Origin of the sequence: Sinorhizobium sp. CB7, assembly GCF_041357635.1 — a bacterium.
Lineage (GTDB): Bacteria > Pseudomonadota > Alphaproteobacteria > Rhizobiales > Rhizobiaceae > Rhizobium.
The window spans coordinates 38801-57752 of record NZ_JAULLL010000029.1 but is presented as its reverse complement, the minus strand read 5'-3'; the positions used below and the strand labels follow the sequence as shown (position 1 = coordinate 57752).

Below are 18952 nucleotides of genomic sequence, written 5' to 3'. Positions count from 1 at the left end.
CGTTCTCCGTTCGGGACGTGGGGGTCGAGTGTTCGAATCACTCCACTCCGACCAGCTTAATCCCTGATCCCGCGGGGAAATTTCCCGATCTTCGGACTTAACTCAATAGTACAGGACGCGCTTCGCGGTCTCGTTTCGTCCACCGTTTTGAAAGTGTTTGCGGCCTCCGCTCGGGAGCCCTTTGAGCGGTTTATCCTTCGGGAGGCCAAAAATAGAGCGACCCGGAGGCGTGCGCCTTCCGGGCCGCTATAGGAGATCTTTGCTCCCCTTGACAAACAACGTGCTGCGTTCACATCTCGTTCAAGATGCGGCGACAATTTTGCTGGCTTCGTGTTTGCCTGCCTTTGTTCCATATGTGATCGTGACCTTCTCGCCGACCCTGAGCTTGGAGAGATCCATGTGAGCAGGGAACATGAATCTCTGTCCGTCACTCAAAGTGACAGCATGCGTCTTCAGATCGACTGATTTGATTGATCCCGTCGCGCTCGCCGCGAAAGCTGCGGTCGCTGCAAGGAGTAGAGCGGTCGATATCGTGGATTGAAGGATCCGTTTCATGACGATTTCTCCCGATTGGGGTGGCGGCAGTATCGCCTGGCCACAAGCACTATTGTGGCGCACGGATTTATGTTGTTAAGCCAAATCTAATAAATTGGGCGATCAGCGACGAACTGTCACACCATCAATGATTTGCCCCGCTCGCGGTCATGGCGGCCATACACCCACGGAATGTGCCAAATCCAATCGCCGCGTGCCGATCACCTGAACTTCGCCGGTTTCTGTGTATAGTTCGCGCGGATCTCATGGGCCGGAGCATGTTTGCCTAAGAGCTTCAGAAGTTTGCGCTCCTCGGCGGCATCGATGCCATGCTTTCGACAATGCTCAGCAACATCGTGACCCTTGGGGCCGGGATGTTGAACTTGCCGGTTATCGATACTCTTCATGATATTTCCTCCTTATCGAGGAAACGTGCGAACCCGAGACATGTTCATTAGAAATACTTAAAATAATTGTCTGCCCTTGCCACGGGGCCGTATCAATGATCCTGGCGCCAGTCGGCGCTCTACTCGGCCATGTGGAAATAGGCTTCAAGGCGATAGCCGTCGGGATCGATGATGTAGGCCGCGTAGTAAAACTGCCCATAATCCGGCCGGACGCCCGGTTTTCCGTTATCCTCGCCGCCCTTTGCCATTCCGGCCGCGTAAAAGGCGTCGACCGCCTCTTTGCTCGGCGCAACGAAGCAGAAGTGCAAGCCGGATTCTCGGTCGGCGGGAACCGGCCTTTTAACCTGGCTTACCCAGAAGCGCGCCCTCTCGGATCCGTATCCGATCGTGCTGTCCAGATTGGACAGGCGGTCGTAACCGAGCGGTGCCAGTGCGGCATCATAAAAATCGCGCGCTCTTTCGAGACTCTTCACGCCAATCGACACGTGATCGAACATAAACGCAAGCTCCTCTTGCTCGTTTATCCGCGACTTCATAGAACGAGGTGCTCAAAGTCAAGTTGCGGTTCCAAGCCGAATTCACTTTGGCCCGGGTTAACTTTGGCCCCGGATCAATTTTGGCCCTGGATCAATTTTGGCAATGAGAAGGATTGCGGTGTTGCCTTTTGAGAAGACATGCCTGAAATCGCGTCTCGGTCCCTGCCGAAGAAAAAGGCTTGACCGGAGGATGACGATTGTCATCTCATATTGGCCATCTCGTGTTGCTATCCCATCCTGAAAGGCGCATCTCTGGCGCCACCGATAAAATCGAGGAATTTTCCCATGACTCAGTCTTTCGTGATCAACGGCGATCTGCTGATCGGTGCCGATTCGTCCGGCGTCGATCGCTCCGCTCGCGCCATCAACCCGGCGACGGGAGCCACTCTCGAGCCGGCTTTTGCCATCGCTACCGAAGCGGATGTCACTCGCGCCTGCGAGCTCGCGGCCCAGGCCTTCGATATTTATCGCGCGACGAGCCTCGAGGCCCGGGCGGTTTTCTTGGAGACGATCGCGAACAATATCATGGAGATCGGCGATTCCCTGATCCAGCGCGCCAATGAGGAAACCGGTCTTCCGATCGCGCGCCTCGAAGGCGAGCGCGGCCGTACCGTCGGTCAGCTCCGCCTTTTCGCCCAGGTTGTGCGTGCGGGTGAATGGCTCGACCTGCGCGTCGATCCGGCATTGCCGGAGCGCAAGCCGCTTCCGCGACCGGATTTGCGCCTGCGCCAGATCCCGCTCGGCCCCGTCGCCGTCTTCGGTGCCAGCAACTTCCCGCTTGCCTTCTCGGTTGCCGGCGGCGATACGGCATCGGCGCTTGCGGCCGGTTGCCCGGTCGTCGTCAAGGGTCATCTTGCCCATCCGGGTACTGGCGAACTGGTCGGTCGCGCCATCCGCGCCGCGGTTTCTGCCTGCGGCCTGCCGGAAGGCGTGTTCTCGCTGCTGACCGGTGCCAACGAAACCGGCGCCGCCCTGGTGCGCAATCCGCATATCAAGGCCGTCGGTTTCACGGGCTCGCGTGGTGGCGGCCTTGCGCTCGGCGCGATCGCTGCAGCCCGACCGGAGCCGATCCCGGTCTATGCCGAGATGAGCAGCGTCAATCCGGTCTTTCTCTTCCCCGGTGCGCTGGCTGCGCGCGCCGAGGCGCTCGGCAATGCCTTCGTGGATTCGCTGACGCTTGGCGCCGGCCAGTTCTGCACCAATCCCGGATTGCTGTTTGCGATCGATAGCCCCGATCTTTCAAAATTCATATCGGCTGCGGGCGCCGCATTGGCTGCCCGTGCACCGGCCCCGATGCTGACACCCGGCATCCACGCCGCCTTCGACAAGGGGGTTGCAGAGCTGACCGGACATGATGCCGTGAAGACGGTGGCGCGCGGCCTTGCCCCGGAAGGCGTCAACCGCAGCTCGGGGGTCTTTTTCGAGACTGATGTCGAGCACTTCCTGGCGGATGAGAAACTCTCCCATGAGGTCTTCGGCGCCAGCAGTCTCCTCGTGCGCTGCAAGGATATCGGTGAAATGATCGCGATTGCCGAGAAGCTCGAGGGACAGCTGACGGCGACGTTGCATCTGGAAAGCTCCGATTATGCCACGGCTGCAAAGCTGCTGCCGGTCCTGGAGCGCAAGGTCGGCCGCATCCTCGCCAATGGCTGGCCGACGGGTGTCGAGGTCTGCCATGCGATGGTCCATGGTGGTCCGTTCCCGGCGACCTCCGACAGCCGCACGACCTCGGTCGGAACGCTGGCGATCCGCCGTTTCCTGCGGCCCGTATCTTACCAGGATCTGCCGGAAGGTCTGCTTCCGCCGGAACTGAAGAATGATGGCCTCAAGGATCTGCCGCATCTCATCGACGGCAAACGCAAGAGCTAATGCATCTCGCGCAAAAGTGTGCAGCGGTTTTGCGGCAACGACATGCGTGAAAACAATAGCCTAAAGGCTGTCGCGTGAATCACTTTTCATGCGACAGGCTTTAGCCCCGAAAATCGGCATCGATTTTTGGCAAGATTTATGCGCCGGCTAAAAGCTGGCAGCGCGACTCGGCGCGTCCCGTTGAACGCGTCGATCTCTGCCGAATCTCATCCAAAAGTAGTGTTTATGCGGGGTGACGGCCGCTAAAAGCTGTCTAAAGCATCCTTAAGCGGCCGTTACCGGCTGCATTCTCCGGGCCCTATAGTGCGGATTATTATTCAACGATAGGTTTTTAGATCGATTGAATTGTAACGATTAAAATGTAACGTGTTCCTAAAGATTAGAATCATTCCAGGGCGGGGATGTACTAGAGCAGGAGTAAAGGGCCGAACATTGGCCGCTTCACTCTTCGGATGGGGGCAGGCAATTGGTTGGGCGCCGTTGGAGAAATCGCAGGCCGAGGGTCAGGCTTAGCGATGTGGCTAAGAAGGCGGGCGTCAGCCCCATTACAGTCTCGCGCGCGCTGCGCAATCCGGAGATCGTGTCTGAAGAATTGCGGGAGGTGATCCTGCCGCTCATCGAGGAGATGGGCTATGTGCCGGATCTCGCCGCTCGTGCGCTTGCCAGCCGGCACAGCGGCATCATTGGCGTTGTCGTTCCCGCATTGAACCAGCAAGTATTCATGAACGTCATGCTCGGTATCGAGGAGCGCGTACGCTCGACCGACCTGCATATCCAATACGCCAATACGCTTTACGATCCGAACGAGGAGATTCATCAGCTTAGATCCTTCCTCGCGCAGAAGCCGGCCGGCATCATTCTGGCAGGTGCAGAATCCTATGACGATCTCTCCCCGCTGATCGAGGAGGCTCCCTGCCCAATCGCGCATATCATCGATCTCGCCCAGAAACCGAGCAGGATGGCGGTCGGCCTGAAGCATCATGCCGCCGGTGCTGTTGCAACCCGCTTCATGCTTGAGAGAGGTTACCGGCGCATCGGGCTGTTGAGCGGGCGGATGGATATCCGCTCCAAGCGCCGTCGGGACGGCTATGTCGAAGCAATGCATGAAGCCGGGCTCCTCGATCCGGCACTGATGGTCAGCGAGGAAGTTCCGACGAGTGCCGCTCTTGGCTGCCGATTATTTGCGGCCTTGGTCGAAAGGGCTCCGGACCTTGATTCCGTCTTTTGCCAGAACGACGATCTGGCACTCGGCGTCCTCTTCGAATGTCGGCGGCGCGGCGTTCGCGTGCCGGAGGATTTCGGCATCTGCGGCTTCAACGACCTCGATTTTGCCGAGTTTACTGAGCCGGCGCTGACGACCGTTCACGTGCCTCGTTATGACATTGGCTATCTTGCGGCGGATATGCTCATCCGCGCCGTCCAGGAGGAAAATCTCTCGGACGAAAAGCTCGACCTAGGCTTCACCGTCGTGGAACGAGGAACGACGCGACAGATCGTTTAAGGCCACGAAAAAGGGGCCGGACGGCCCCTTCTTTAGTTCAAGCTGTTCAATAAAAGGTCAGATATCGGCTGATGCGCCAGACCAGAGCTCGGCGGCCTCGGCTGCGGTCATACGGCGCACCTCGGCCTCGTGGCGGCGGCTGGCGAAGAGTTCGCTTGCCATGATCTGATCCGCGAGATCCGCCGGAAGAGACAGGATCACGCGAGCCTCGTCCTTGTGCACGCCACCGATATCCGAACGCTTGCCGGTGACCATGCCGCCCGCGACCGTATTGTTGGTCTCCGGATCGATGAGGATGAAGGAGCCGGTCGAACGGTTCTGCTCATAGGGATCGAAGATCGCCGCTTCGTCGAAGGCAAGGCGAACCTTGCCGATCGCATTCATCGGCAATGCCTGCGCCGCATCCCATCTGCCGCTCTTGAGCTCGAGCTGACTGACCGGCACCGCCTGAACGCGCTGGCGCCGGCTGCCGCTCTTCAGCCAGTAGCGCCTGCCCGGCTCGATACCTTCCGGCTGCAGCGCTACGATCTGCGCGTCGAAGGAAAGGCCGACCTGCGGCTGACTGTCGATTGAGACGATCATGTCGCCGCGCGCGACGTCCACCTGCCTGTCGAGCACCAGGGTGATCGCGTCACCGGCAACAGCGGCATTGCGCACGAGATCAAAGGTGACGATCTTGGAGACGTTTGCAACCATGCCTGACGGCAGGATCATGACGCTGTCGCCCGGTTTAACCGAGCCGCCGGCGACCGTGCCCTGATAGCCGCGGAAACTTTCTCCTGGACGGGAGACGCGCTGGACCGAAAGGCGAAAGCCGACCGTTTGCGACGAGCGCACGGTCGCAAGCTCGAGCGTCTCGACCAGTGTCGGGCCGTTGTACCAGGGCATTGCAGCCTGACCGGAATAGACGACGTTTTCGCCCTTGAGAGCCGACATCGGAATGGCGGTGATCTGCTTGACGCCGAGCGACAGCGCGAACTCCTTGAATTCGTGGGCGATCTTTTCGAAGCCGGCGCGATCGTAATTCGTCAGGTCGATCTTGTTGACGGCAAGCACGAACTGTTTGATCCCGAGCAGCGAAGCGATCGTCGCATGACGGCGGGTCTGTTCCAGAATGCCCATGCGCGCATCGACCAGCAGGACGGCGAGGTCAGCGGTCGAAGCGCCCGTTGCCATGTTGCGGGTGTACTGCTCGTGACCGGGCGTATCCGCGACGATGAAGGAGCGCTTGTCGGTCGAGAAATAGCGGTAGGCGACATCGATGGTGATGCCCTGTTCGCGCTCGGCCTGCAGCCCGTCGAGCAGCAGGGCGAAATCGGGCAGTCCGAGATCGTTCTGCTTGCCGGTGGAATCGCGCTGCAGCGTCGCTGCCTGGTCTTCCTTGACCGCCTTCGTGTCCCAGAGCAGACGGCCGATCAGCGTCGATTTGCCGTCATCAACACTGCCGCAGGTAATGAGGCGCAGCGGTCGCGAATCGCGCGAGGCCTTCAGCGGCTCGGCGGCGGGCAGGGCGACGGCTTGTGCGGTTACGGCTGCATTCATCTCAGAAATATCCTTCACGCTTTTTCTTTTCCATGGAGCCGGACTGGTCGCGGTCGATGGCGCGGCCCTGCCGCTCGGAAACCGTGGCAATTTCCAGCTCCGCAATAATCTCTTCGAGGGTGGTGGCGTTGGAACGGATCGCACCCGTCAATGGGAAGCAGCCGAGGGTGCGGAAACGGATCGTTTCTTCGCGCTTCGTCTCACCGGGCAAAAGCTCCAGACGCGGATCGGATGCCATGATCATCATGCCGTCGCGCTCGACGATCGGACGCTTGGCGGCGAAATAGAGCGGCACGATCGGGATCTCTTCCGCCTGGATGTAGCGCCAGATGTCGACTTCGGTCCAGTTGGACAGCGGGAAAACGCGAACGCTCTCGCCCTTGCGTATCTGGCCGTTATAGATGTTCCAGAGTTCCGGCCGCTGGTTGCGCGGATCCCAGCGGTGGTCGGGCGTGCGGAAGGAATAGATGCGCTCCTTGGCGCGCGAAGCTTCCTCGTCACGGCGCGCGCCGCCAAAGGCCGCATCGAACTGACCGGCGTCGAGCGCCTGGCGGAGCGCCTCGGTCTTCATGATATCGGTATAGCGCGCGGAGCCATGGGTGAATGGCGTGACGTTCTCGGCCTTGCCGCGCGGGTTGATATGCTCGATCAGGTCGAGATCGTATTTCTTTACGATCTCATCACGAAACGCGATCATCTCGGCGAATTTCCAGCCGGTGTTCACGTGCAGCAGCGGAAAGGGCACGCGGCCGGGATAAAAGGCCTTGCGCGCGAGATGCAGCAGAACCGAAGAATCCTTGCCGATCGAATAGAGCATCACCGGGCGCTCGAATTCGGCGGCCACTTCGCGGAAGATGTGGATGGATTCGTTTTCCAGCGCCTTCAAATGCGGGTCGAGCGGCGGCTTGCCACTCTGCGGATTATGCAGTTCCGTATCCGGACGGCTATCGGGCATTTCTAACTCCAGACTTGTCATTCGCGGCGGGAGGCATCCGGAATGAATTCTTTGTGGATTCCCGGAAGGCTGGTGGCGGGTGGGACCGCACCTACATGCCTTGGATCCGGAAACCGATGGGATTGGTTCACTGGGCGGCGATCGCTGAGGCTTCCTCGGCCACGTGCAGGCCGCATTCACGCTTCTCGTCGTTTTCCCACCACCAACGGCCGGCCCGCTCGGGCTCGCCCGGCTTGATGGCGCGGGTGCAGGGCTCACAGCCGATCGAGGGATAGCCCCGGGCATGCAGCGGGTTCACCGGCACGCCGTTGGCGCTCACATAGGCTTTGATTGCATCGATATCCCAGTCGGCGAGCGGATTGACCTTCAGGAGATGGCGCTCGGCGTCATATTCAGCGAAAGGCGTGTCAGCGCGATTGGCCGATTGCCCACGGCGAAGGCCGGTGATCCAGATAGTTGCGCCAGCCAAGGCCCGAGCAAGGGGCTTGAGCTTGCGCACGCCACAACAGGCATGTCTGGCTTCGACGCTCTCGTAGAAGCCGTTCATGCCGTACTTTGCGATATAGGCGTCGATGTCGGCATTCTCCGGTTCATACCGGGCCATGCGGATGTCGTACTGGCTTTCCGTTTCGTCGATCAGCGCCAGCGTCTCGGGAAAGAGACGGCCGGTCTGAAGCGTCACCACGTCGATCGGCAGGCGATGCGTTCCGATTTCGGCGGTGATGACCTGATCTTCAATGCCGAGACTGGTCGTAAAGACCACGCGGCCACCGAGGCCGGCGACCAGCGAAAGACGGCCGGCAAGGTCCAGAGCGGCCAACTGGCTGTTCAGAGACTCGGCATCTCCGATAGAATTGATGGCAGTCATGAAGTGATCCTGTCCTGATGGTGCCCGAAGTATCGCAGCTTGAGGGCAATGCGGACAGAAAAACGGATTTCGAAAGCCGTACTTTGAAGAGCAAATATCTCTCTGAAGGCGCTCCAAGGCAGAAAAGCAGACGCCCGATCAATAATCGGGACGTTTAAGGAGCCGGGTGTCCGATGCTGGCGCCGACATGCCGACGTCGCTTCGATGCTGTATTCTCCATAAAAATAGTAGAGTTACACGGTGGTTGTCAAATGGAAATCTGAAGTGATGGCTGGAAAGCGTGCGAAATGCCAAATTTTGCCCTAAACTGAAAGCAGGTTTGGGGCATGAAAAACAAGGTTGAGTTGCCTGCGTTTTCAACGCTTTTCCCGATCGTTCAAATTACGTTCATATGGGATATGCGATAGAGACGCAGTCACTTCCGAAACGGTGCGCCGGGGCGCATCGGGGTGTGTGTGTAGACGGTTCGAAATGATCACCCAGAAAGCGAAATATGCGCTGCGGGCGCTGACGGCTTTGGCACAGGCCGATCCTGCCGAGCCGATGATGATTTCCGACATTGCCGCGCAACAGAAGATCCCGAAGAAGTTTCTGGAGCAGATCCTTCTCGACCTCAAGCATCAGGGCATTGTCGTCAGCCGACGTGGCAAGCAGGGCGGCTATCTGTTGCTGAAGCCCGCCGACATGATCACCTTTGGTGAGGTCCTGCGGATCATCGATGGGCCGATCGCGCCTCTGCCGTGTCTGTCGATCACGGCCTACCGCAAATGCGACGATTGTGACGGCGAGCAAAATTGCGAAATCCGCCATGTCTTCGCCAAGGTCGCAGATGCGACCCGCAAGGTCCTCTTCTCCACGACCATCGCGGATGCGATCGCCGTGCCGGAAAGCGCACAGGTCCAGCGGCTTCTGGCCTGAGACAAGAACGCCATCCAATCGGATGCGCGGCGCTATCCTTGCGCAGTTGCGTCTTTTTCCATGGACCTCCGCGTGCGGATCGCGGCCGCGATGAAGACGCGTGACAGCCCGTGGTAGAGCGGCTCGCGCGAAAGAATGCGTGACGTCACATAGCCGATCATCGATACTGCCATGATGGAGATGACGGCCTCATGGTCCCCGGTCATTTCGAGAATGATGACGAAGGCTGTCATCGGTGCCTGCACGACGCCGGCAAAATAGCCCGCCATGCCGAGGATCGCGGCAAGCGCAATGCTGCTTCCCGTGAGATATCCCATCGTGCTGCCGAAACCTGCGCCGACGGAAAGAGACGGCGCAAAGATTCCGCCCGGAATGCCGGAAATCATCGACAGGAAACTTGCGAGCAGCTTTTCGAGGAAGAAGAAGAGAGGCAACGGCTCGCCTTCCACCGCGCCCTTGGCCTGCTCGTATCCGGTTCCGAAGGTCAAGCCGCCGGATAAGACTCCGATCAGCGCGATGGCGAGACCGCAGGCTCCGGCAAGCAAAAGCATTCGCTGCAGGGGAGCCGGTTGCGTCCAGCGACGGATATGCTTGCCAAAATGCAGCGCAAAGCCGCTGAAGGCGGCACCCAGCGCACCGCCGCCAATGCCACAGATAAGCACCAGGCCCCAGTCGGCAGCGCTCGCCGGCGCCACCGATGTCGAGCCGAAATAGTTATAGCTGCCGGCAAGCCCGAGGGCCGCAAGGCCGGAAAGAATGACCGCCGTGAGCACCAGTCCGTTGGCACGCGACTCGTAGGTGCGGCTCATCTCTTCGATGGCGAAGACGATGCCGGCAAGCGGCGTGTTGAAGGCGGCGGCGATGCCGGCGGCAGATCCTGCAAGAATTAGGCCGCGCGCCTGTGCCATGCCGCCGATGCGGGCGACCGCAAGCATGATGGATGCACCAACCTGCACGGTCGGTCCTTCGCGGCCGATCGAGGCGCCGCAAAGAAGACCGAGAACGGTCAGCACGATCTTGCCGAAGGCGAGGCGCAGCGAGAGCAACCGTGTGCGGTCTTCCTCGTCGCGCAGATGCCGCGCCGCAATCGCTTGCGGAATGCCGCTTCCCTGTGAATTCGGAAATAGCGTCGAGGCGAGATAGGCCGAGAGCACAAAACCGAGCGGTGTGACGACGAGTGGGAGCAGATAAGTCCATTCGCCTGCGGTGGTCACGCCTGCAAAGGCGCGCTGCGCCAGATCCGCGAGTTTGGCGAAGGCGACGCTGATCGCCCCGATTGCAAGAGCGCCGCACCAGAAAACCAGCCGCGGTCGCCACAACTGCAGTGAGCCCCAGAAGACGCGAGAGCGGCGAAGCAATTTCGATTTCTTAGAGGCAGAGGGCATCGGCGGAATCAGGCTTGGGGGAACTGAAGGCGTCCACGAACAGGCGGGTGCAGTCCCGTTAAACCCCATTCGACCGTGCAGGGCCACTCCTTTCTTCAAGAATCAGTGAAATGCCTTCCAATCCGTCGTTCGCGCTCCAATTGTGGTCTCATTGGCAAAAGGGGGAGATACAACCATGCACGCCATATCAAAACCTGTGCTTGCCGCCGCGGCATTGGTGGCGATCCTTGCAAGCAGCGCTGCCGCCCATCATGGCTGGTCCTGGGCGGAGGCCGAGCAAATCGAGCTCAGGGGTACGATCCAGCGGATTTCCATGGGCGCGCCGCATCCGACGCTCGACGTTGCGACGGCGGACGACGGCGTCTGGCGGGTCGAACTCGGCAATCCGCGACAGACCGAGCGCGCGGGCTTTGTCGAGGGTTCGGCCAAGGCCGGCGATCCCATTATTGCGCTCGGAAACCGTTCGCTTGACCGGAACGAGAAGCGCATGAAGGCGGTGCGGATCACTGTCGGCGAGAAGCGCTACGATATCTACCCAGAACGCATTCAGACCAACTGACCGAAGCGCAATGGAGATTCTGGAGTGGCTGGCCACGTCGCTGGTTGCGGATCATCTGAAGCGGTCCGCGACGCTCTACATGTTTGTCAACGCGGCACATATCCTGGCAATCGGTCTCGTCGTCGGGGCCATCCTGCCGCTCGACCTCCGTCTCCTTGGCTTCTTCAAATCCTTTCCGCTTGAAGTCCTCGGCCCGTTTCTCTCACGCGCCGCGGCAATCGGCGTTCTCATCGCAATCGTCACTGGCCTTTGTCTCTTCACGGTTCGGCCGATCGAATATGCCGGCAACATTGCCTTTCTAAGTAAGATTGGGCTGGTCGCGCTTGCGGTGCTGAATGCGCTGTTGCTGCATGTGAGGCCGGCATGGGGCGCGGTCATATCGCGCGGCAAAACGGATGCGATGGTGCGGCTGTCGGCAGCGGCCTCGCTCCTCCTGTGGATCAGCGCAATCGTCGCGGGACGATGGATCGGATTTTTGTAGCTGTCTGAATATATATATTACGATATTATATATCGGAGCCACTGACATGCGAACGCTTATAGATATCGGTGAGGCTGAGTTGAAGGCGCTGGATCGAATGGCCAAGGCTGAAAATGTTTCGCGCGCCGCACTTGTGCGTAAGGCGGTCAGGGACTTCCTCGATCGCCATAAGCGCGGTAGCGAAGCGGAGGCTTTCGGCCTTTGGGGAGATCGGGTCGTGAATGGGCTTGCCTATCAGGAAGAAGTCAGAAGCGAATGGTAAAGGCGCTTTTCGACAGGAATATCCTGATTGATTATCTCAATGCGGTTCCGCAGGCGCGCGACGAGCTCCGGCTCTACGAGCAGCGCGCCATCAGTATCGTCACCTAGATGGACGTCTTGGTTGGCGCCAGACCGGAGGTGGCGGCAGCGACTCGCGGCTTCCTTGGAGGCTTTCAGATCATCGCTGTGGGTGATGTTGTCGCTGAAGCTGCCGTGCGATTGCGGCAGCTTCATCGCATCAGGCTGCCGGACGCTATCATCTGGGCGACGGCAGATAGCCGGTCGATGCTGCTCGTGACACGAAACACGAAGGACTTTCCGGATAAAATGCCGGGCATTCGAGTTCCTTATAGCCTTTAGAGCCGGATGATTTCAGGTCGAATCGACCTGAAATCTGAATCCGTCTCTAAATCAAAGAAGTTGGAGCGGGATGTGTCCGAAAACCGCACACACTTTTCGGCATCCCGCTCTCGGCAATTCAGCGATCGCTCACCTGCCACCGCGGATTGATCCACGGCTCCTGGTTGGACCGCGCCAGCGGCTGCCGACCGAGAATATGATCCGACGCCTTTTCGCCCGTCATGATCGAAGGGCCGTTCAGGTTGCCGTAGGTTACATGCGGGAAGATCGAGCTGTCGGCGACCCGCAGGCCGTCGATACCGATGACACGGGTTTCCGGATCGACGACGGCCATCGGATCGTCGGCCGCACCCATCCTGCAGGTGCCGCAGGGATGATAGGCGCTCTCCAGATGCTCCCGCAGGAACTCGTCGATCTCCTCATCTGTCTGGATGTTTTTGCCCGGCTGGATCTCCGGTCCGCGGTACTCGTCGAAAGCCTTCTGGCCGAAGATTTCACGCGTCAGCCGCACGCAATGGCGGAATTTCTCCCAGTCCTCCGGGTGGCTCATATAGTTGAAGCGGATCACGGGATCCGCCTTGGGATCGGATGAGCGCAGCGTCACGGTGCCGCGCGACTTCGAGAGATTGTAGCCGACATGCGCCTGGAAGCCGTGGCTTTTGGCTGCCGCCTTCCCGTCATAGCTGATGGCAACCGGCAGGAAATGATATTGGATATCCGGCTGCTTGACGCCCGGAGCCGAGCGCAGGAAGGCGCAGGCCTCGAACTGGTTGGAGGCGCCAAGGCCCGATTTGAAGAACAGCCATTGCGCGCCGACGACGCCCTGCATGTACCAGGGCAGCCACGAATAGAGCGAGACCGGCTTGAGGCTCGTCTGCTGGAAATAGAATTCCATGTGATCCTGCAGGTTGGCGCCGACGCCCGGCCGATCCAACTTCACTTCGACGCCCATCTCCTTCAGGTGGCTTGCCGGCCCGATGCCCGAAACCATGAGGATCTTCGGCGAATTGAACGCAGATGCGGAGACGATCACCTCGCGATTTGCTCTGATGATCTCGATCCTGCCGTCGCGTTCGATCTCGACGCCGGTGGCCCGCCCGTTCTCGATCACGATCCTTCGCGCGAAGCAGCGGATGAGTTCGACGTTCGGCCGCTTCAGCGCGGGCTTCAGGTAGGCTGTTGCGGCGGACCAACGCCGGCCCTGCCAGATCGTCTGCTCCATCAGGCCGAAGCCTTCCTGCTTGCCGCCATTATAGTCTTCAGTCGTTTCGAAACCCGCCTGCTTGCCGGCCTCGACGAAGGCATGAAAGAGCGGATTGGTGACGGCACCGCGCTGGACATGCAACGGTCCGTCAGTCCCGCGCCAGCCGTCTTCGCCGCCATGGGAATGCTCCATCCGCTTGAAATACGGCAGAACGTCCGCATAAGCCCAGCCGCGAGCGCCGAGCTCCTCCCAGCGATTGAAGTCCCCGGCATGGCCGCGGACATAGACCATGCCGTTGATCGACGACGAGCCGCCGATCACCTTGCCGCGCGGGGCGGTGATGCGCCGGTTGTTGAGATTGGGCTCGGGTTCCGAAAGGTAGCCCCAGTTATAGCGTTCCATGCTCATCGGCCAGGCGAGCGCGGCCGGCATCTGAATGAAGGGGCCGAAATCGCTGCCGCCGAATTCCAGCACGATGACGGAATGCCTGCCATCCTCCGACAGACGGTAGGCCATGGCGGAACCTGCCGAACCTGAACCAACGATGACGAAATCTGCTTGCTGCATGGACTTGATCTTCCTGTTTGGCGAATGCCCCTCATCCGCCCTAACGGGCACCTTCTCCCCGCAGGCGGGCGAAGAGGGAGTCGCATCCTCCATCGTCCCTAACCACTTGCTCGATCGTCCCCTCTCCCCGCGAGCGGGGAGAGGGCTAGGGTGAGGGGGCTTCCTGGGCGAGGGCCCACAAGTTAATAAGGCGCCGCCACCGGCCCCATGCCGACATAAACCGTCTTCAGCTCGGAATAGTGCTCGAGGGCGGCAAGCGAGTTCTCACGGCCGAAGCCGGATTGCTTGGAGCCGCCGAAAGGTATTTCCACCGGGCAGAGGTTATAGGTGTTGATCCAGAGCGTGCCGGCCTCGAGCTGGTCGACGACACGGTGCGCCCGTGTCAGGTCGGCCGTGAAGACGCCACCGGCAAGGCCGAATTCACTTCCGTTGGCGCGACCGATCACCTCCGCCTCGTCGTCGAAATCCAGCACGCACATGACAGGGCCAAAGATTTCCTCGCGTGCGATCGTCATGTTGTCGGTAACATCGGCAAACACCGTCGGCTGCACATAATAGCCTTCGCCTGAGACGTTGTTCGGAATGCCGCCGCCGGTCACAAGCGTCGCACCTTCCGCCTTGCCCTTCTCGATATAGGAGAGGACCTTCTCCCGTTGCGCCCAGGATACCATCGGCCCGATCTGCGTTGCCTCGTCCATCGGATCGCCGATCAGCATCGCTTCGGTACGCGCCTTCAGCCGCTTCAGGAACTCACTCTTGATCTTCCTCTGCACGAAGACACGGGTGCCGTTCGAGCAGACCTGTCCCGTCGAATAGAAATTGCCGAGCATCGCCCCGCCGATGGCACTGTCGACATCGGCGTCGTCGAAGACGATCAGAGGAGACTTGCCGCCAAGCTCCATTGTGACATGGCGCAGTCCTGCTGCCGCAGCGGCATAGACCTTGCGGCCGGTCGGCACGGAACCGGTGAGCGACACTTTCGCGACATCCGGGTGGTTGACGAGGAGGGGGCCGGTATCGCGGTCGCCCTGAATGACGTTGTAGAGGCCCTTTGGCAGACCCGCTTCGTACAGGATTTCCGCGATCTTCAGCGCGCCGAGCGGCGTGTTCTCCGACGGCTTGAAGACCATGGCATTGCCGGCGACCAGCGCCGGCGCGCCCTTCCAGCACGCGATCTGCTGCGGATAGTTCCAGGCGCCGATGCCGACGCAGACGCCAAGCGGCACGCGCTTGGTATAGGCGAAATCCTGCCCGAGCGGGATATAGGCGCCATTGAGGCCGGCGGCTGCAACGCCCCCGAAGAATTCGAAGGCATCCGCGCCCGAGGTCGGATCGGCGACGATCGTCTCCTGGATCGGCTTGCCGGTATCGAGCGTCTCGAGCTCCGAAAGCTCGCGGTTGCGTTCGCGCATGATCTCGGCGGCTCGCTTCAGGATGCGCCCGCGCGCGGTCGGGCTCATGGCCGCCCATTCGGGCTGCGCGCGCTTGGCCGCCGCGATCGCCTGTTCGACGATTGCCGGTGTTGCAGCGTGGAGGCGAGCAATCACCTCGCCGGTTGCGGGATATATGCTCTCGATAACGGTGCCATCGGTGTCTTCGACATATTCGCCGTCGATGAAATGAGAGGCTTTCGGTTGGGCGCGCATTTGATCATTCTCCCCGCGGATAGCGTTTGGACTCTTCAAGGATGTTGAGATCCATATGGTTGCGCATATAGCGCTCGGAGGCCTTCTGCAGAGGCTGGTGGTCCCAGGGATAATAGGCGCCGTTGCGCAATGCCTCGTAGACCACCCAGCGTCGAGCCTGGCTCTCGCGTACGGCGGCATCGAAGGCGCCCATGTCCCAGCGCCCTTCCCGTTTACTCCGGAAATGTGCGACGATATCTGCAAGTTCCGGATCGCCGGCAAGGTTGTTTAGCTCCAGCGGGTCCGCGTCGAGGTCGAAAAGCTGATCCGGATCGAGCGTGCAATGGATGTATTTCCATTTGTCCTCGCGGATTGCAACGAGCGGCGCGTAAGAGGCTTCCGCCGCATATTCCATCAGCACCGGTTCGGTGCGGGGCGTGCCGTTCATCATCGGCACGAGGCTGACGCCGTCGGTCCAGGGCTTTACCTCGTTCATCGAGATGCCGGCGAGATCGGCGAGTGTCGGTGTCACATCGAGATTCGAAGTCGGTGCCAGATGCAGCCCGGGCTGTATACCGGGACCGGCGATCATCAGCGGTACCCGCGCGGAGCCTTCGAAGAAGTTCATCTTGAACCAGAGGCCGCGCTCGCCCAGCATGTCGCCGTGATCGGAGCAGAAGAGAACATAGGTGTTGTCCAGCATCCGCGTGCGCGCCAGCGTATCGACCAGTTCGCCGATCTTTTCGTCGATATAGGAGATGTTGCCGAAATAGGCCCTGCGTGAGCGGCGGATGTCCTCTTCGGTCACGTTGAAGTTCTGGTAGTCGCAGGAATGGATGATGCGCTTGGAGTGGGGGTCCTGTTCCTCCTCCGGCAGAGCGCCGATTTCCGGAAGCAGGTATTCGCAATTCTCGTAGAGATCCCAGAACTTCCTGCGTGCCACATAGGGATCGTGCGGATGCGTGAAGGAGACGGTGAGGCACCAGGGGCGGCGGCCCTGGTCGTCGTTCTCGCGCGAAAGCTGATAGAGCTTCTGGTTGGCAAGAAAGGCGACCTCGTCGTCATATTCCATCTGGTTGGTGATTTCCGCCACACCGGCGCCAGTAACCGAGCCGAGATTGTGGTACCACCAGTCGATCCGCTCGCCTGGTTTGCGATAATCCGGCGTCCAGCCGAAATCGGCCGGGTAGATATCGGTTGTCAGCCGTTCCTCAAAACCGTGGAGCTGATCCGGCCCGACAAAATGCATCTTGCCCGAAAGTGCCGTGTAATAGCCGGCGCGGCGTAGATGATGCGCATAGGTCGGGATTGAGGAGACATATTCGGCGGCGTTGTCATAGACGCGCGTTCGGCTGGGCAGCTGGCCCGCCATGAAGGAGGCGCGGGCAGGGGCGCAAAGCGGCGAGGATGTATAATTGTTGCGGAAGCGCGCCGAGAGCGCGGCAAGGTTCTTGAGATGCGGCGCATGCAGGAAGTCCGCCGGACCGTCAGGAAAGAACTTCCCGTTCAGCTGGTCGACCATGATGATCAGGATATTGGGTCTTTTCTGCATCATGGCGTCGATCCTTTTGCAAAGGGCTGGAGATGCGCGTTCAGATAGTCTTCCGTCAATGCAATCGATGCCTCGATGCTGATCGGCGCTGATTTCAGACTTTGGCGGATATAGAGTCCGTCGATCATCGCGGCCGCGCCTTCGGCTAGGCGTTCCGCGTCATCGGCGGGACAGAGGGCTTTGAGGTTGGCGAGGATGTTCGAGCGCAGCCGCCGGGCATAGATGACGAGAAATCGCCGTGTCTCTTCGGAGCGCTGTGCTTCCGCGTAGAAGGCCAGCCAGGCGGCGATGGTTTCCGGCGTAAACTGGTTCGCCTGGAAGCTGACGCGGATGATCGCGGAGAGCTTTTCGCGCGGCGAGAGGGCGGATCGGAGTGCTGTCACCGCATCGTCGCGCAGCTGCCGTAGAAGGCTTCGGACCGTCTCGATCAGCAACTGTTCCTTGCTGCCGAAATAGTGATGCGCCAGTGCCGGGGAAACGCCGGCCCGTTTGGCGATTTCGGACATGGTCACGGTCAACGAGCCGTGATCGCCGATCACCTGCAGCGCGGCATCCACAAGCGCCTTGCGACGCACCGGTTCCATCCCGACTCTCGGCATTCCTGATCCCCTTATACGATAAGCTTATTTTTGATTGACTGTTCAATCAATAAAAAAATGACCACAGATCATTGATCATGTCAGCGACGAGCAAGCCCTTTCCGATTGCATTTTCTGCAGCATATTGACCACTGAGGGAAAGGGAGGGTCGTCGTCATGGTCAATGTGTTCAATGAAGCGCCGTCGCCCAGCCTGCAATCAAAGTGGATCTGGTTCGTCGTGCTTGGCGTTTTACTGCTGCTTTGCGGCGGCATCGCCTTCGGCAACCTGCTGCTCGCGACGGTCGCTTCGGTTTATTATGTCGGCATTCTGATGCTGTTTGGCGGCATCATGTATCTTGTACATGCCTTCCAGGTAAAAGGTTGGGATAATATTCTCTTTTGGGCGTTGAGCGGCGTGCTCTATACGCTCGCTGGCGTCTTCGCTTTCGTTAATCCCATCCTCGCCTCGGCGGCTTTGACCCTGTTCCTTGCCGTGGCGCTGGTCATTGCAGGCGTGTTCCGGGTCTGGGTTGGGAATCGACTGAAACCGACGAAGGGATGGGGATGGATTGTCATAGGCGGTGTCGTGACGGCATTGGCCGGCTTCGTCATCGCGCTCGGCTGGCCGGTTAACAGTCTCTGGGTTCTCGGCATCTTCCTTGCCGTCGACCTCGTGATCCAGGGTTGGACGCTGATAGCATTCGGACTCGGAATCCGTAGCTGACCGATTTCGGCCAGAGACGGACGCTTAAGCGTTTCCTTTTTGACAAGGAGGAAACATATGGCTAATCTTTTTGGCCGTGACGTGTGTGATCGATACCTCGTTGGGATGAGCCGGCGTACTGGACAAGTCGAGGTTTTCGAAGACAAAGCACCGCAGGCAACGGCGCAGGGAAGAACGGCGTACGGAGAAAAGACGCCGGGATGCCGCAATTGATCGCGTTCCAAGAGGTCAGCTTTTGGCCCTAGCCAAAAGGGAGGAATGTCATGCCAATGGTCACCGTTTCCCTTTCCCCACAACAGGCAGCGGGTATCCGCGCTGCCGTCGATAACGGGACTTACGCTTCGAGCAGCGAAGTTGTCCGTGAAGCGCTCAGACTGTGGGACGCTGCCCATAAGCGCGGAAAATTCCCGAATGATGGTTGCTACGGTGCCGACGAGATTGGGTCCGGCAGCAGCAAATGCGTAGCCGAAATGTTTGCGGATTATGAGGCAGAACGGCGCAGAAGCGTCTGAAACGCCTGCCAT

The 18952-nt window shown here is 59.8% G+C and carries 19 protein-coding genes and 1 pseudogene; 9 read left to right on the top strand and 11 right to left on the bottom strand.

Annotated features, from left to right (window positions below; all coding sequences use genetic code 11):
• Positions 1 to 300 precede the first annotated feature (300 nt).
• The 3 genes from AAE029_RS33790 to AAE029_RS33780 all read right to left on the bottom strand — a co-directional run bounded on the left by AAE029_RS33790 (position 301) and on the right by AAE029_RS33780 (position 1438).
• Positions 301 to 555, bottom strand: coding sequence for a DUF1344 domain-containing protein (locus tag AAE029_RS33790; protein ID WP_371077304.1), 255 nt, complete (start codon positions 553 to 555; stop codon positions 301 to 303).
• Between the two features lie 200 nt (positions 556 to 755).
• Entirely contained in the window at positions 756 to 941 is a 186-nt protein-coding gene (locus AAE029_RS33785) for a hypothetical protein (protein WP_371077303.1), read from the bottom strand.
• Between the two features lie 119 nt (positions 942 to 1060).
• Complete coding sequence (locus AAE029_RS33780; protein WP_371077302.1) at positions 1061 to 1438, bottom strand: VOC family protein; 378 nt, start codon at positions 1436 to 1438, stop codon at positions 1061 to 1063.
• A 324-nt stretch (positions 1439 to 1762) separates the two neighbouring features.
• Here AAE029_RS33780 and AAE029_RS33775 point away from each other — a divergent pair, with 324 nt between their 5' ends.
• A complete protein-coding gene (locus AAE029_RS33775; RefSeq protein WP_371077301.1) occupies positions 1763 to 3346 on the top strand; it encodes an aldehyde dehydrogenase (NADP(+)) in 1584 nt (527 codons plus the stop codon).
• Positions 3347 to 3863: 517 nt separating this feature from the next.
• A complete protein-coding gene (locus AAE029_RS33770; RefSeq protein WP_371077300.1) occupies positions 3864 to 4847 on the top strand; it encodes a LacI family DNA-binding transcriptional regulator in 984 nt (327 codons plus the stop codon).
• Positions 4848 to 4904: 57 nt separating this feature from the next.
• Here AAE029_RS33770 and cysN read toward each other — a convergent pair whose 3' ends face one another.
• The 3 genes from cysN to AAE029_RS33755 all read right to left on the bottom strand — a co-directional run bounded on the left by cysN (position 4905) and on the right by AAE029_RS33755 (position 8212).
• The gene (cysN, locus tag AAE029_RS33765; protein ID WP_371077299.1) at positions 4905 to 6389 is read right to left on the bottom strand and encodes a sulfate adenylyltransferase subunit CysN; all 1485 of its coding nucleotides are present in this window, start codon (positions 6387 to 6389) and stop codon (positions 4905 to 4907) included.
• Between the two features lies 1 nt (position 6390).
• The gene (cysD, locus tag AAE029_RS33760) at positions 6391 to 7344 is read right to left on the bottom strand and encodes a sulfate adenylyltransferase subunit CysD (protein WP_371077298.1); all 954 of its coding nucleotides are present in this window, start codon (positions 7342 to 7344) and stop codon (positions 6391 to 6393) included.
• Between the two features lie 127 nt (positions 7345 to 7471).
• Positions 7472 to 8212: a phosphoadenylyl-sulfate reductase gene (locus AAE029_RS33755; RefSeq protein ID WP_371077297.1), complete on the bottom strand. Its 741-nt coding sequence runs from the start codon at positions 8210 to 8212 to the stop codon at positions 7472 to 7474.
• Positions 8213 to 8683: 471 nt separating this feature from the next.
• On the opposite strand from AAE029_RS33755, the gene AAE029_RS33750 reads away from it, so the two are divergent.
• Complete coding sequence (locus tag AAE029_RS33750; protein ID WP_371077296.1) at positions 8684 to 9130, top strand: Rrf2 family transcriptional regulator; 447 nt, start codon at positions 8684 to 8686, stop codon at positions 9128 to 9130.
• Positions 9131 to 9162: 32 nt separating this feature from the next.
• On the opposite strand, the gene AAE029_RS33745 is transcribed toward AAE029_RS33750, so the two are convergent.
• Complete coding sequence (locus AAE029_RS33745; protein ID WP_371077295.1) at positions 9163 to 10515, bottom strand: chloride channel protein; 1353 nt, start codon at positions 10513 to 10515, stop codon at positions 9163 to 9165.
• Between the two features lie 175 nt (positions 10516 to 10690).
• Here AAE029_RS33745 and AAE029_RS33740 point away from each other — a divergent pair, with 175 nt between their 5' ends.
• The 4 genes and pseudogenes from AAE029_RS33740 to AAE029_RS33725 all read left to right on the top strand — a co-directional run bounded on the left by AAE029_RS33740 (position 10691) and on the right by AAE029_RS33725 (position 12176).
• A complete protein-coding gene (locus tag AAE029_RS33740) occupies positions 10691 to 11074 on the top strand; it encodes a DUF6152 family protein (protein ID WP_371077294.1) in 384 nt (127 codons plus the stop codon).
• A 10-nt stretch (positions 11075 to 11084) separates the two neighbouring features.
• A complete protein-coding gene (locus tag AAE029_RS33735; protein ID WP_371077293.1) occupies positions 11085 to 11555 on the top strand; it encodes a DUF6644 family protein in 471 nt (156 codons plus the stop codon).
• A 46-nt stretch (positions 11556 to 11601) separates the two neighbouring features.
• Positions 11602 to 11817, top strand: coding sequence for a CopG family transcriptional regulator (locus AAE029_RS33730; RefSeq protein WP_371077292.1), 216 nt, complete (start codon positions 11602 to 11604; stop codon positions 11815 to 11817).
• Positions 11811 to 12176 (top strand): annotated as a pseudogene (locus AAE029_RS33725) (type II toxin-antitoxin system VapC family toxin). The gene AAE029_RS33730 and the pseudogene AAE029_RS33725 overlap by 7 nt, the downstream one beginning before the upstream one ends.
• A 118-nt stretch (positions 12177 to 12294) precedes the next feature.
• Here the strand turns inward: AAE029_RS33725 and betA are convergent.
• The 4 genes from betA to betI form a co-directional block, all read right to left on the bottom strand.
• Positions 12295 to 13947 (bottom strand): choline dehydrogenase, encoded by a 1653-nt coding sequence (gene betA, locus AAE029_RS33720; protein ID WP_371077291.1) that lies wholly within the window; start codon positions 13945 to 13947, stop codon positions 12295 to 12297.
• Positions 13948 to 14129: 182 nt separating this feature from the next.
• The gene (betB, locus tag AAE029_RS33715; protein ID WP_371077290.1) at positions 14130 to 15593 is read right to left on the bottom strand and encodes a betaine-aldehyde dehydrogenase; all 1464 of its coding nucleotides are present in this window, start codon (positions 15591 to 15593) and stop codon (positions 14130 to 14132) included.
• 4 nt (positions 15594 to 15597) lie between these two features.
• Complete coding sequence (betC, locus tag AAE029_RS33710) at positions 15598 to 17127, bottom strand: choline-sulfatase (protein ID WP_371077289.1); 1530 nt, start codon at positions 17125 to 17127, stop codon at positions 15598 to 15600.
• Positions 17124 to 17723, bottom strand: a complete 600-nt coding sequence (betI, locus tag AAE029_RS33705) for a transcriptional regulator BetI (protein ID WP_371077288.1) — start codon at positions 17721 to 17723, stop codon at positions 17124 to 17126. Before betI ends, betC begins: the two co-directional genes overlap by 4 nt.
• A 156-nt stretch (positions 17724 to 17879) precedes the next feature.
• Between betI and AAE029_RS33700 the strand changes: the two genes are divergently transcribed.
• Positions 17880 to 18428, top strand: coding sequence for an HdeD family acid-resistance protein (locus AAE029_RS33700; protein WP_371077287.1), 549 nt, complete (start codon positions 17880 to 17882; stop codon positions 18426 to 18428).
• Positions 18429 to 18691: 263 nt separating this feature from the next.
• Positions 18692 to 18940 (top strand): type II toxin-antitoxin system ParD family antitoxin, encoded by a 249-nt coding sequence (locus tag AAE029_RS33695; protein WP_371077286.1) that lies wholly within the window; start codon positions 18692 to 18694, stop codon positions 18938 to 18940.
• The last annotated feature ends 12 nt before the right edge of the window (positions 18941 to 18952 follow it).

What these genes read in the sequence shown, in the direction of transcription:
- AAE029_RS33790 (WP_371077304.1), bottom strand. Translation starts at nt 555, where the DNA reads ATGAAACGGATCCTTCAATCCACGATATCGACCGCTCTACTCCTTGCA.
- AAE029_RS33785 (WP_371077303.1), bottom strand. Translation starts at nt 941, where the DNA reads ATGAAGAGTATCGATAACCGGCAAGTTCAACATCCCGGCCCCAAGGGT.
- AAE029_RS33780 (WP_371077302.1), bottom strand. Translation starts at nt 1,438, where the DNA reads ATGTTCGATCACGTGTCGATTGGCGTGAAGAGTCTCGAAAGAGCGCGC.
- AAE029_RS33775 (WP_371077301.1), top strand. Translation starts at nt 1,763, where the DNA reads ATGACTCAGTCTTTCGTGATCAACGGCGATCTGCTGATCGGTGCCGAT.
- cysN (WP_371077299.1), bottom strand. Translation starts at nt 6,389, where the DNA reads ATGAATGCAGCCGTAACCGCACAAGCCGTCGCCCTGCCCGCCGCCGAG.
- cysD (WP_371077298.1), bottom strand. Translation starts at nt 7,344, where the DNA reads ATGCCCGATAGCCGTCCGGATACGGAACTGCATAATCCGCAGAGTGGC.
- AAE029_RS33755 (WP_371077297.1), bottom strand. Translation starts at nt 8,212, where the DNA reads ATGACTGCCATCAATTCTATCGGAGATGCCGAGTCTCTGAACAGCCAG.
- AAE029_RS33750 (WP_371077296.1), top strand. Translation starts at nt 8,684, where the DNA reads ATGATCACCCAGAAAGCGAAATATGCGCTGCGGGCGCTGACGGCTTTG.
- AAE029_RS33745 (WP_371077295.1), bottom strand. Translation starts at nt 10,515, where the DNA reads ATGCCCTCTGCCTCTAAGAAATCGAAATTGCTTCGCCGCTCTCGCGTC.
- AAE029_RS33740 (WP_371077294.1), top strand. Translation starts at nt 10,691, where the DNA reads ATGCACGCCATATCAAAACCTGTGCTTGCCGCCGCGGCATTGGTGGCG.
- AAE029_RS33735 (WP_371077293.1), top strand. Translation starts at nt 11,085, where the DNA reads ATGGAGATTCTGGAGTGGCTGGCCACGTCGCTGGTTGCGGATCATCTG.
- AAE029_RS33730 (WP_371077292.1), top strand. Translation starts at nt 11,602, where the DNA reads ATGCGAACGCTTATAGATATCGGTGAGGCTGAGTTGAAGGCGCTGGAT.
- betA (WP_371077291.1), bottom strand. Translation starts at nt 13,947, where the DNA reads ATGCAGCAAGCAGATTTCGTCATCGTTGGTTCAGGTTCGGCAGGTTCC.
- betB (WP_371077290.1), bottom strand. Translation starts at nt 15,593, where the DNA reads ATGCGCGCCCAACCGAAAGCCTCTCATTTCATCGACGGCGAATATGTC.
- betC (WP_371077289.1), bottom strand. Translation starts at nt 17,127, where the DNA reads ATGATGCAGAAAAGACCCAATATCCTGATCATCATGGTCGACCAGCTG.
- betI (WP_371077288.1), bottom strand. Translation starts at nt 17,723, where the DNA reads ATGCCGAGAGTCGGGATGGAACCGGTGCGTCGCAAGGCGCTTGTGGAT.
- AAE029_RS33700 (WP_371077287.1), top strand. Translation starts at nt 17,880, where the DNA reads ATGGTCAATGTGTTCAATGAAGCGCCGTCGCCCAGCCTGCAATCAAAG.
- AAE029_RS33695 (WP_371077286.1), top strand. Translation starts at nt 18,692, where the DNA reads ATGCCAATGGTCACCGTTTCCCTTTCCCCACAACAGGCAGCGGGTATC.